Annotated in this window: 10 protein-coding genes; 3 read left to right on the plus strand and 7 right to left on the minus strand. The window is 40.2% G+C overall.

What is annotated here, in order from left to right; translation table 11 throughout:
* Window positions 1-4 precede the first annotated feature (4 nt).
* Window positions 5-2,062, plus strand: a complete 2,058-nt coding sequence (metG, locus tag HY841_01490; protein MBI4929405.1) for a methionine--tRNA ligase — start codon at window positions 5-7, stop codon at window positions 2,060-2,062.
* Here metG and HY841_01495 read toward each other — a convergent pair whose 3' ends face one another.
* Together HY841_01495 and HY841_01500 are read right to left on the minus strand one after the other, a co-directional pair.
* Window positions 2,063-4,069, minus strand: a complete 2,007-nt coding sequence (locus HY841_01495; protein MBI4929406.1) for a DUF1736 domain-containing protein — start codon at window positions 4,067-4,069, stop codon at window positions 2,063-2,065. It lies immediately after the preceding gene.
* Between the two features lie 18 nt (window positions 4,070-4,087).
* Window positions 4,088-4,858, minus strand: a complete 771-nt coding sequence (locus HY841_01500; protein ID MBI4929407.1) for a TatD family hydrolase — start codon at window positions 4,856-4,858, stop codon at window positions 4,088-4,090.
* Window positions 4,859-4,961: 103 nt separating this feature from the next.
* Between HY841_01500 and HY841_01505 the strand changes: the two genes are divergently transcribed.
* The gene (locus tag HY841_01505; GenBank protein ID MBI4929408.1) at window positions 4,962-5,666 is read left to right on the plus strand and encodes a hypothetical protein; all 705 of its coding nucleotides are present in this window, start codon (window positions 4,962-4,964) and stop codon (window positions 5,664-5,666) included.
* Here HY841_01505 and HY841_01510 read toward each other — a convergent pair whose 3' ends face one another.
* From HY841_01510 to HY841_01520, 3 genes are all read right to left on the minus strand, one after another.
* Window positions 5,667-6,353: a hypothetical protein gene (locus HY841_01510; protein MBI4929409.1), complete on the minus strand. Its 687-nt coding sequence runs from the start codon at window positions 6,351-6,353 to the stop codon at window positions 5,667-5,669. It abuts the gene before it with no gap.
* 49 nt (window positions 6,354-6,402) lie between these two features.
* Window positions 6,403-7,740 carry a DUF4270 domain-containing protein gene (locus HY841_01515; protein ID MBI4929410.1) on the minus strand — a complete coding sequence of 446 codons (1,338 nt, stop codon included), beginning with the start codon at window positions 7,738-7,740 and terminating at the stop codon, window positions 6,403-6,405.
* 66 nt (window positions 7,741-7,806) lie between these two features.
* The gene (locus tag HY841_01520) at window positions 7,807-8,628 is read right to left on the minus strand and encodes a glycogen/starch synthase (GenBank protein MBI4929411.1); all 822 of its coding nucleotides are present in this window, start codon (window positions 8,626-8,628) and stop codon (window positions 7,807-7,809) included.
* A gap of 145 nt (window positions 8,629-8,773) precedes the next feature.
* On the opposite strand from HY841_01520, the gene HY841_01525 reads away from it, so the two are divergent.
* Entirely contained in the window at window positions 8,774-9,661 is an 888-nt protein-coding gene (locus tag HY841_01525) for a pantoate--beta-alanine ligase (GenBank protein ID MBI4929412.1), read from the plus strand.
* Window positions 9,662-9,696: 35 nt separating this feature from the next.
* Here the strand turns inward: HY841_01525 and HY841_01530 are convergent, their stop codons facing one another.
* Both HY841_01530 and HY841_01535 read right to left on the minus strand, forming a co-directional pair.
* Window positions 9,697-10,047, minus strand: coding sequence for a helix-turn-helix transcriptional regulator (locus HY841_01530; protein ID MBI4929413.1), 351 nt, complete (start codon window positions 10,045-10,047; stop codon window positions 9,697-9,699).
* Window positions 10,048-10,431: 384 nt separating this feature from the next.
* Window positions 10,432-12,966 carry a T9SS type A sorting domain-containing protein gene (locus tag HY841_01535; GenBank protein ID MBI4929414.1) on the minus strand — a complete coding sequence of 845 codons (2,535 nt, stop codon included), beginning with the start codon at window positions 12,964-12,966 and terminating at the stop codon, window positions 10,432-10,434.
* Window positions 12,967-13,002: the final 36 nt, after the last annotated feature.

The raw sequence follows: 13,002 nt of genomic DNA on the forward strand, positions 1-13,002 counted from the left end.
ACAAGTGAATTACAAACGCCATACAGTTACAGCTGCTTTGCCTTACGCGAATGGTCCCGTGCACATTGGCCATTTGGCAGGATGCTATTTGCCTGCTGATATATATGTACGCTATCTCCGTTCAAAAGGCGAGGATGTGAAATTTATCTGCGGTTCGGATGAACACGGAGTTCCTATTACTATTAAAGCAAAAAACGAAGGAATTACTCCTCAGCAAGTGGTGGATAAATACCACAAGATGATGGGCAATTCATTTAAGGAATTCGGAATTTCATTTGATATTTATTCGCGCACTTCTAACAAAGTTCATCATGAAACAGCTTCGGAGTTTTTTAAAACACTTTACGATAAAAAGATTTTCACGGAAGAAATAACGGAACAGTATTTTGATGAAAAGGCAAATCAGTTTCTTGCTGACAGATATATTATAGGAACTTGCCCTAAATGCGGAAGCGAAAATGCCTACGGAGACCAGTGCGAAAAATGCGGCACCTCGTTGAGTCCGACTGAATTGATAAATCCAAAATCAACTTTGTCTGGTGAAAAACCTGTGCTGCGAAAAACCAAGAATTGGTTTCTTCCTCTTGATAAAATGCAATCTCAGATTGAAAAATACATTGAATCGCATAAAGACTGGAAAGTAAATGTGTACGGACAATGCAAAAGCTGGCTTGACCAAAAATTACAGTCCAGAGCAATGACACGTGATCTGGATTGGGGAGTGAAAGTCCCATTGAAAGATGCAGAAGGAAAAGTTTTGTATGTATGGTTTGATGCGCCTATCGGGTATATTTCTGCCACAAAAGAACTTTTGGGTAACGACTGGAAAAAATACTGGCAAGACAAAGAAACAAGATTGGTTCACTTCATCGGCAAAGACAATATTGTTTTCCATTGCATAATTTTTCCTGCCATGCTGATGGCGCACGGAGAATATATTTTGCCTGACAATGTTCCGGCAAATGAATTTCTGAATCTGGAAGGAGATAAAATTTCCACTTCGCGTAACTGGGCGGTGTGGCTGCATGAGTATTTGAAAGACTTCCCGAACAAACAGGATGTTCTTCGCTACGTACTCACGGCAAATGCGCCCGAAACAAAAGACAATGATTTTACCTGGAAGGATTTTCAGCAGAAGAACAACAGCGAATTAGTTGCCATTCTCGGAAATTTTGTGAACCGCACGATGGTGCTCACGCAAAAATATTTTGAGAATAAAGTTCCACTTGCCGAAGAGTTTACAAAAGGTGATGTTTTATTGATGGAAGAGATAAGTAAGTTTCCTAAAAAGATTTCTGCCGCGCTGGATGCTTTTAAATTTCGAGAAGCACTAACTGAGATGATGAACCTAGCCCGGTCGGGAAATAAATATCTTGCAGAGAACGAGCCGTGGAAATTATCTGACCAAAAAAGAATCGGAAGTATTTTGAATATCTGTCTGCAGATTTGCGCGAACCTTGCTGTGGCAGTTGAACCGTTTTTGCCAAATACTTCTGTGAACTTATCTTCCCTTCTCAATATTGGAAAATTAAACTGGCGCGATGCGGGTAGAACAGATATTTTAAAATCAGGACATCAACTTGGACAGGCAAAACTTTTGTTTGATAAAATTGAAGATGAAACAATAGAAAAACAAATGGAGAAACTAAAAAAAAGCCCACCCCCAACCCCTCCCATTAGGAGGGGAGACAAATCTCAAGTCCTCCCTAATGGGGAGGATTTAGGAGGGGCTGTAACTATTGACGACTTTAAGAAACTCGATATAAGAGTTGGAAGAATTATTGAAGTGCTGGATTTTCCGGAAGCGAAAAAACCTGCCTACAAACTGAAAATAGATTTCGGAAAAGAGATTGGCACAAAAAACTCCAGTGCACAAATCACAAAGAACTATTCCAAAGAGCAGTTGAAAGGAAAATTAATTCTTGCTGTAGTGAACTTCCCTCCACGTAAAGTTGGGCCTTTTGTTTCAGAAGTACTCACTCTTGGTGTTCCTGACAAAAACAATGAAACGATTCTCGTTGAGCCGGGGAAAGATGTGGAGATTGGGGGAAAACTTTCCTGATTATTTTTTCAAGGAAGGATCCATCTGAAACGCCTTTTGAAAATTCTCATCTGCCTTTTGTTTGTCTCCTTTGCTCTGCCAGCTCAAAGCAAGATTCATAAATATCCGCGCATCTTCTTTTTTAAGTTCAGGTTTTAATTTAATAGCAGTCTCAAACTCATTGATTGAATTGTCATAATCCTTCTTCATCGCATAACAGATACCAAGATTTTCGTGATAGCCAGTATCATCGGGTTTGTTGGCGAGCGCTTCTTTCAGCAGGGGAATCGCCTTATCCACATCTCCTTTTAATTTTCCATAAACCAAACCCAGTGCGCCTTTCGCCATGTATTGCGCCATCGAATTATCTGGTTTGAGATCAATGGTTTTCTGCTGATATACAATGGCTGAATCCGGGTTTCCAAGTTTTTCCCAGATGAGACCGATGTTGTAATAGCAGTAATGGAAATATGGATTTATTTCCATCGCTCTTCTGAATTCCCTTTTCGCCTCTATGAAAAGTGAATCGCGCTTCGGACCTTGCTCATCGTTAATATGGTCAGTGAACATTGTATTGGCATTGTAATAATGCGCATTGGCACTTCCTGTGCTGGTCTTTACATCGGTGGTGAAAAGAGTTTTGTTGTCCTTCCAGGCAGGATTTCTTGTTAAGGTTTTATAAGAATACGGAACGAGAATCAGTAAAAGTGGAATTGATAGTTTGGCATTTTTGTAAAAGTCTGTTCGTAATTCGTAATTCGTTGTATTCGTAATTCGTAGGAGAGCAGCGGCAAGCGCAAGACAAAATCCCAATGAAGAAATATAAGCGAAGCGTTCTCCCATAGTTGTTCCGATAAGGAAGAAAAGATTTGATACGATTGAGATAGTGATTAGGAAATATAAAATTGAAAAAGAGAAAACCAAAGATTCTGAATTCTGAATTCTATATTCCGGATTCTTTCTCGCCTTTATTTCTTTCATTAATATTTTTCCCGCATAAAAAAATAATCCTCCATAAATTAAAAGTGAAGCTAGTGCCTTCGGATTAGCTAAGCTCATGGCAGGAATCTGGTTGAACCCATAATCACTTGTTAGCGGATGAGGAAAGATAAGAAGCAAAAGATATTTCAGAAGTATCCAGCAGATGGTGGCAAATTTCTCCACAAACGGCAGAGCAGTCGGGAGGGCGGGAAAATTCAACTGAAGAAATGGATTGTCTGTAATGTCATTGCTTTCCCTGTCGCCAATCATTCCGACCAAAGAAGTTCTGATGGCTAAATAAATTCCTGCCGTGATGAAAAAGGGAATCGTAAACATTAAACTATGCTTGATATTTTTTCCGGCAAAGCAAAATAGCGTAAGAGGAATAACAGCGATAAATGTTATTCCGTTTTCCTTAGATAAAAGGGCGAGAAAATAACAAACACAAGCCCCACCTATCCTCCGCCAAGGGGAGGGACTTTGCTTTAATGCTTTAAACAAAAGGATTAGTGCCAGACAAAGAAAAAGAAACGAAACTATTTCATCCATGCTTTTTATATTAGCGACAACTTCTGTATGAATCGGATGAGCGATGAAAAAAAGTGTGGCAATAAAAGCCAGTAAATGATTTCTTGGAAAAAATTCTTTGAGTGTCAGAAATAAAACTATTGCCGTGATTCCGTAAAGAAAAATGTTGATGAAGTGATAAGGATGCGCATTGTCACCAAAGAAATGATATTCCACAGCAAACATCACCAGCGTTAGTGGACGCCATCTCCCGCCTTCCAAATCAAGTGCGTTTCCGTAAATCCCATAGAATAAATCTTTAGTGGCGAGCGTTTTTATTCCATCAAAGCCCTGCTTGGTGTATTTATTTCCGGTGATGACCACTGAATCATCAAAAGCGAATTCGTGATTGAAGGTATTGATATATAGTCCGCAGGCGAAAAGAAAAAGAAAAATGTAAGCCCAGTGAAATGATGGTTGATGGTTAATGGTTAATGGTTGATGGCTCTTCTTAGATATATTTTTATTTTTCTTGCTCATTCGTGTCAATTCGTGTAATTAGTGGCTAAATATTTCTTCTGCATTTTTTGTTGTTATTTCCGCAACTTCTTCAATTGAAATTCCTTTTATCTCCGCAACCTTCTGCGCCACAAAAGTAATGTAAGAACTTTCATTGCGCTTTCCTCGGTGTGGAACAGGTGTTAAATAAGGAGAATCTGTTTCAAGGACGATGTGTTTCAAATCAATCTGCTTCAGCACTTCAGGAAGTTCTGATTTCGTGTAGGTAACCGCTCCACCTATTCCCATTTTAAATCCATCGAGAGAAATTACTTTATTCGCCTGCTCAATAGTTCCTGTAAAGCAATGAAAAATTCCTTTCAAGGAATTATCATGCTTTGATTTCACCATCTCAAATAAATCATCAAAACATTCTCGCTGGTGAATTATTATTGGCAAAGAATATTTTTTTGCTAAATCAATCTGCCTTGCGAAAGCATCTTTCTGCTGATTTATAAAAGTCTTATCCCAGTGATAATCCATTCCTATTTCTCCGATGGCTCTGAATTTTCTTTTGCTTAACCAATGTTCGACAACCGTTAACTCATCTGTATATTTTTCATTCACTGAGCAAGGATGCAAACCCATCATGGAAAAACAATTTTCAGGAAACTCTGCTTCAAGTTTCAGCATGGAGGAGATGTACGAACTGTCAATATTCGGCAGGAACATTTTTTTTACTCCTGCAGAAATTGCGCGCTTGACGACTTCTGTTCTGTCAGAATCAAATTCTTCTGCAAAGAGATGTGTGTGGGTATCTATTAAGTTCAAAAGTTGAAAGTTAAAAATCAAAAGTAAAGATATTAAAGGCATGCTATTTGTAGTTTGAATTCTCAAATGAAATTCTATCTTTGGACAATAAATCCATTTCATTATGAAAACAAATATTTCAATCGGTGTAATCGCTGTTCTCTTTATCGGTGTAATCACCGCAGCGTCAGCCCAAAAAGTAAAAATCAAAGTAGATGAATCTAATGAGCACATAGGCGGAAATAAAAACCCCGCACTTGTGGTAAGCATTTATGATGCAACTCCCGATGAAGTGGCGAACAAATGGAAGTCGCTGATGAAAGATTACAAAGGTAAAATGTCTACTAACGATGGAGTGTTTGCCGACAATGCGGTGATTCAATCCATTAATGGAAACAATACCATTGATGTGTATGCTAAAACGGAAAAAGTAAAAGACGGTGAAACAAAACTCATCGTGGCGTTTGATTTAGGAGGCGCTTTTCTGAGCTCTTCCAACAACAATGAGAAATTAAAGGAAGCAAAAAAAATAGTTAATGATTTTGCTATAAAAACCACCAAAGATGCTATTACGGGACAGCGCAAGGCGGCAGAAAAAGTGCTTGGCAGTATTGAGGATGACCAGCACAGTCTGGAGAAAAAACAGGAGAAGCTGAATTCAAACATTGAGGATTACAAAGCAAAGATTGAAGATTATAACAAGCGCATCAAAGAAGCACAGGATGATTTAGCAAAAAATAAAACTGATCAGGAAAAAAAGAAAGGTGAAGTGGATGCTCAGAAAAAAATTGTGGATGCGGTGACGGCTAAGGAGAATGCGGTGGAATAATTATTCTCCATAAACATCATCAGCAATTTTATTTTTCTTCTTCTTTTCTATCTTAGATTTTTTATTTTCAGGAGAAAAGACAGGAGGAGTTTGGGTTGAATCTTGTTTAGGAGATGTTTCCTGTTTAGTCCCCTCTCCTTCAGAAGAGGGTTGGAGTGAAGCAACTATGCTTGCATTCCAATCCCGATAATTTCGGACACGCACCGCATGGTCAAACGGGCAGGCTGCCCAATCAAATGCATAACCCAATCCGGCAACAAACGCTCCTGCAAGCCAAATCGTTCCGCCAATGGGCCAATAATAATAGCTATCGCTGTATGCGAAAAAATCCAGCCCACAATCAAAAACAGCTGTGCCGGCAATAATAAGCGCATCTCCAACAACATTGGCAACTTTACCGGCAACTACTTTCCCTCTTGTGCTTCCTGCAAGAATTGTTATTTGTGAAAGAGAAACCTGAGCTTGAAACATGATGTCATCAAACGCAAGTGAAGAGTCTTCAATATCCCGTATAAATCCTTCGTGAATGGATTTGTCCGTTTTCAGTTCAAACACAAGAAAGGAACCCATGCGGAAAACTTCCGTTTCCTGCGTTTTAGGATTTGTAAGCAGTAGAATATTTTCAGCAGATGCGCTGAATATAAAAACTGAAAAGAGGAATGAAAAAAGGAGTATTGTTTTTTTCATCTGATAAAGATTTTGGTTACTTAAACATTATCAGAAATTGTACCACCTGTCACTCTAAAGGGGTATAAGTGATTTTCAGGCGCATTCGGTTTGAATTTGCTTTATCTCCGCCCATGAGCTGAACCCGATTGGCTGTAGTAGGTCGGGAATTTGTGATAATATATAAGCCCTGGTTTTGCTTTGTTCCATTTAATACCTGCTGAACATATCGCGCAATATTGAATTTGTATACTTTATTGGTCGCATCATAATCACCGCCAAAATAAGTTGCTCCTTCAAAATAATCGGGCATGATGAGGGGACCAAGCGTGGGGTCTGCAATGGTTACTACTAATTTAGAATGCGCTGTAAATATTGAATCTACCGATGATGCTTCAACAGGCAAAATCAACTCTGCTTTATTAATAGCTACTTTTCGGTTTTTGAAAAAATCTTGAATGTATGGCAGAGTGATTTTTGTTCTCACTCCCGCCATCGGCTGCACAAAAACTTTGTCTTCCTGAATAGTAACAGCCGTGCTTAATTGATTGTTAATGTCGGCAGAAGAAGTATAATCATGCTCAAAGTGTGAAAACCGCGCGCAGTCATTTGCACTGATATTAAAATAATAGGATAGAGAATCGTCAGAATCATTTTTGTAATAAAGTGTCAGGCGGGTGTATGCATTGGTCAAGTTCATATATAATATGGCTCCTTCACCAGAAGGAGGAACAACGGAACTCTTAATATAAATTCCTTTGAATACACTTTGAAAATTTGAATTGCTGTTATAGGAAGAAGCGAAAGAAGAAGTGTCGAGAAAATTCTGAAACATTCCTTTACTGAGTTTTATTCTCAAATGGGGAGGAAACTTCAACGTATCTACCAGCAAAGAATCTGTGAGATCAGGAGTGATAGTTGCGCTTCCGATTTGCTGAGTAGTGTAAATTTTCACCGTATCATTAGAATAATAAGTAGTGGTTGTGCTCATCGGTTCTGATACTTCGTACACATCAAACTTCTGAGGATATAAAGTGCCGTAATGCTGTCCGCTATTGTAAACAAGAGAAAGCACCGCAGAATCCAAAATCGGGTTAGCTCCGAAGGATGGATTGGTTTTAGAAAGAGAAAGCTGCGTGAAGACGGACGATTTGGTAATTCCGAAAACCGGATCGTTTATGGTGCCGAGCAAAAGAGGTGAAATGCCGCAAACCGAGCAGTATGTTTTAAGCGAATCATCTTTAACCGTGTGGGTTATTAATGTGGCTGTATCTGTAAACTCAGCATTTAATAAATCCCCTTCAGGAAGAAAAGCAAGCCCGATATCCTCAGGAGTTTTCTTTTTGCAGGAAGAAATCAATCCGGCAATCAGCAGTAAAAAGAAAATGTGTTGTATGTATTTAGTCATAAAAAAATTGTCCCCCAAAACTTTCAGGGGACAACGTTACGAAAAACTATTTATTTGATGATGGCATTATGCCAATTCAGGTTCTTCTTCAAGAACTGCATCGTAAAAATCATTATACATGTCAATATAATCGTCTCCGGGATGATCAAGAACTGGTTTGCCGCATTTCTTCAGGTACTTTTCAATTTCAGAGTTGGTGTTCTTGCCAACTTTGATAACTGCATCAGAGAAATCAACCGCTGTCTTAATCAATCCTGAATAGGTTCCGCTCCTGAGGTGTTTGGTATCGTCTTTTGTGATTCCTTCAAACTGAACCTTGCTAACAAAATCCTTATTCAGCGTTTGTTTGAATTCATCGTCATAGATTGAAAAAACAATTCTGCTTTCGCCAAAGAGAGGATCATCTCCAAAAGAGCGCCTGAGATACATCGGCATAAGTGAACTCATCCAGCCCGCACAATGAATAATGTGCGGAGCCCATCCTAATTTTCTTACGGTTTCAATAACACCACGGCAGAAGAAAATAAGGCGTTCATCAGAATCGGCAAATATGTTTCCGTTCTTATCGGTTACCATTGCTTTGCGGCTGAAGTAATCATCATTGTCTATGAAATAAACCTGCATGCGTGCCGCGGGAATAGAAGCAACTTTTATGATAAGCGGATGGTCAAAATCATTAATGATAAGATTCATCCCCGAAAGGCGAATCACTTCGTGAAGCTGATGCCTGCGCTCATTGATGGTTCCGTAGCGGGGCATGAAGGTGCGTATTTCTTTTCCTGCCTCCAGGATTCCCTGCGGGAGCTGTCGGCTGATAATACTCATGTGCGACTCTTCCACATAGGGAGTAATTTCCTGCGAAACAAATAACATTCTGGCTTTTTTCATAGGAAGGAGTTGGATTAAGAGGTTCTTATTAAAGGAGTCCAAAGATACTAATAAAATTTCTATAACTGAACAAATATTTGAAGTAGTTTTGTTTTAATGTAATAGTATTTTTTCTGACTATTCCAAAATTTTACACAGATATTATTTGAAAATATTTACCACGATAACAGAAACAAAAGATTGGCTCATTAATGTCAGAAATGAAGCTGAATCCATTGGATTTGTGCCTACCATGGGCGCATTACACAGAGGACACATTTCGCTGTTAGAAAGAGCAAAAAGAGAGAATGATATAGCAGTTGCCAGCATCTTTGTAAACCCCCTTCAGTTCAACGATAAGAAAGACCTTCAAAAATACCCACGCACTCTTGAAGAGGATATTGAAAAACTTATACAATCCCGTTGTGATATGCTTTTTTCGCCAAGTGTGGAAGAGATGTATCCGCCCCCCCTCTCTAACTCTCCCCAAAGGGGAGAGGACATGGAGGTTATGTTAAATAAATTATTCCCCCCTTCGGGGGGATTCAGGGGGGGTGAAGTAATGGAAGGCGCTCATCGTCCCGGACATTTTCAGGGGGTTTGCCTGGTAGTGAAAAAACTGTTTGATATTATTGAACCAGCCAAAGCCTATTTTGGAGAAAAAGATTTTCAGCAGTTGGCAATAATCAAGCACATGGTGAAAATACTGCAGATGCCTGTAGTAATCATTCCCTGCCCCACCGTGCGTGAAGCAGAAGGGCTGGCGATGAGTTCGCGCAACGCTCTCCTGAACTCAGATGAAAGAAAAAACACTTCTCATATTTATAAAACTCTGCAAGGAGCAAGGGATAAGGAAAGAGGAACAATACAGGAACTCAAAAAATGGGTTTCATACAAAATCAACGAGAACCCTTTTCTTCAATTGGAATATTTTGAAATTGTAAATTCAGAAACGCTCATCCCTATTCAAGATTGGAAAGAAAGTAAAAACCTGCAAGCGTGTATTGCCGTAAAGGTTGGAACTGTGAGATTGATAGATAATATTGCTTTCTGAAAACTCTTATTCGATATAAACTTCAATGTTGTTACTTATTTTTTTCCTCTCAACACATCAATGACAAAACTCTGCTCCTGCATGGTTTTTTTCATCTCCTCCGCCTGCTTTTGGAGTTCATCAATCTGATTTTGCTTTTGGTCAATCACCTTCTGCATTTGCTGTTTGATGTTTTCGTTCTTCTGCAACGCATAGTGCTGGAAAAAATCATAGTTGAGCGCAACGCAAAACTTTCGAAGCATATCTACCTGAATGCTTTTGCGGTAGGTAATCATCGTCACGTTCTCGCGCGAAGTGCCAACACGCCTTGCCAGTTCCACTTTCTTGATTGATAATTCTTTTCTTTTTTTCTCAATCAGTTGACCAATGTGAATTTCATTTTCCATGATAAAGAGGTTTTACAAATTCCTTCTATTCTTATGAATTATTACTGTTTTTACTAAGACATCATAATAAACTTTTTCGTTTGCATTATATTGTACGAACCTGTGATAATAATCCTTTTCGTTTGCCCTAACCTGAATGAAAGGATGATAACAATACTTTTCGTTTGCCTCAACCTGAATGAAAGGATGATAACAAAGCTTTTCGTTTATGCCAATCCGTACGAAGGGATGATAACAAAGTATTTCGTTTACCTCAATCTGTTTCCCGGAAAACAAAAAACCCCGAACATTTTCCCGAAGGGATTCCTTCGGAACTTCCCGAAGGGATTCCTTCGGAACTGCTCAGGGTTTTCTTTATCTCTCTCCTTAAGGGAGGGGGAGGTCTTATTCAATCACAATCTTTCCCGTTCCAACTGTTCCTTCTGAATCGTTCACACGGTAGAAGTAAACACCAGCAGGGGTATTATTGCGGCTGAGATCAAAAGTGTTGGTTTCAATCTTCATTTTCTTTATCTCTCTTCCAAATAAATCAAAGAGCATGAAGTCAGCACCGTTATGAATATCTGCTCCTGCTACAACAACCGTTGCTGTTGAAGTGAACGGATTAGGATAAACATTCACGCCTCTTTCTAATGTAATAAGATTGTCTTGTGTGCCCACTGGACCAGAGCAATAGTGAATGATTCCGTTCCAGATGCGGGGCTGGAAGTTTGATCCGAAAGGATAAGCAACTCCTTTGCCTTCCTTAATCTGAATATTTGCATCCTGCACATAAATATTTCCAACCGCAGTGCCGTTGGTATAATTCTGGCTTATGCCGGCACTGGTGCAGGTTGCGTAAAGCGCATAAGTTTGTCCCGCAGGAACGTTTATGTTTAACGCGATAGGAATAGGCGTTGGGGTTGGCGATACCTGAGCCACTACACCGGTAACACTTCCTGCAAGTGTCCAAGCGCCAGCAGTAGTTTCAAAGCCAACATGGGTGCCGGTCTTATAATAAATCTCATAGTCGGTGTTTGCCTGCGGATGTCCGTCAATACCTGTAATAATAAGGTTGTTGATTGCAGTAACATCAAACATATTTCCGTTTTGCGCATTGCCAGCCGCAAAAGTGGTTTGCAAACTGCTGCTGCCAGAAGTAGTAACAGCAGCTTGAGAGCAGGACTGACACCCGCCTGCATCTGTTACACAAACGGTATAACTACCCGCGGCAAGTCCTGTTACTGTTTGAGTGGTTTGCCCACTTATCCACACATATACATAAGGAGGAGTTCCGCCCGAAGGATTTGCCGTTGCTGTTCCATCGTTTTGCCCGCAAGCAGAGGGGGTTGAAGAAGTTGTAACAACTGGTCCGTTGTTAACTGTAACCGCAACCACTGCTGTATTTGAACATCCGTTAGCATCGGTGCCTGTTACAGTATAAGAAGTTGTTGAAGGGGGAGAAACTACAATGCTTGCGGTAGTTTGTCCGCCCGGTACCCATGCATAGGTTATTCCGCCAGAACCTGTAAGTGTGGTTGAAGAGCCGCTGCAAATGGTAACGCTGCTTCCGGCAACAATAACAGGAAGAGCATTAATAGTAACAATCACGGTATCCGAACCCGTGCATCCATTAACATCGGTTACTAAAACAGAATAGGTTCCGGGAGCAGAAATGGTGAGTGTTTGATTGGTTGACGCATCTGACCATAAATAGGTAGAACCCGGATTTCCAGCATCCAGCATTGTGCTTCCGCAAACGGTTGCATCAGCTCCTAAGCTGACTACCGGAGGCGTGTTGATGGTAATTACCGCGCCATCGGAACCTGCACAACCCGTAGCAGGATTAGTAACAACTACTGAATAGTTTCCAGAAACAGAAACGGTAAGCGTTTGATCGGTTGAAGCATCTGACCAAAGATAAGTATCGCCCGGATTTCCTGCATCGAGCAGAACTGTTCCACCGCATTGAGTTACATCAGCAATACTTACGGTTGGAAGAGTATTGATAGTAACATCCACCGTGTCTGAAGAAGTGCCGCAACTATTTGTTACCACCACAGAATAAGTTCCTGAAGCAGAAACTGTGAGTGTTTGATCGGTGGATGCATCTGACCAAAGATAAGTATCGCCTGGATTTCCTGCATCCAATAGAACATTTCCCCCACATTGGGTAACATCGGCTCCAAGATTTACAACAGGAGACGTGTTGAATGTTGCCAGGATGGTATCTGAACCCATACATCCGTTTCCATCGGTAACATCCACATAATATGCTCCTGAAGCAGTAATAGAAATTGTTTGCGTGCTTTCGCCCGTTGACCACAAATAAGTGGGTCCGGCATTCATAGCATCAAGCACTACGCTTGCAGCACAAGTAATAGTATCAGGTCCGAGATTTATTACAACTCCCGGATTTATAGTTACCATCACTGTATCGGTATCAGCACCGCACATATTTGTTGCGATAACAGAATAAGTTCCTGAAGAAGATACGGTAAGGGTTTGACTGGTTGAAGCATCCGACCATAGATAGGTGGAACCCGGATTGCCTGCATCAAGTAAAGCACTTACGCATTGCGTTACATCGGCACCGAGATCAACTGAAGGAGGCACGTTAACAGTAAAAGTACCCGACATCATGGAACCATGAATACCGCATTCGTAGGTATAAGTTACGGCAGATGTAGGTGTAAAATCATATGTATCTCCTGCACCGGTTAAATTGTTTGATGTGCTGTCAATAGGAGTCAGAATATGTACGTTATGAGTTCCGCTCGCCCATACAAAACGAATGGTGTCACCTAAACATAAGGTCAGAGAATTGGGTGTAAAGGAAAAATTGGCTACCTGAACAGTATCAATGTTTGCCTTTGCATTAAATGTAAACGCACAGAAAGTTGAGATCAGGATTGCAGCTCTTGTAATTAATTTTTTCATTGTGTAAAAAAGGTTATGTAATTGTTAATTTTGATT

It is taken from the genome of Bacteroidota bacterium, from assembly GCA_016213405.1.
Lineage (GTDB): Bacteria > Bacteroidota > Bacteroidia > Palsa-948 > Palsa-948 > Palsa-948.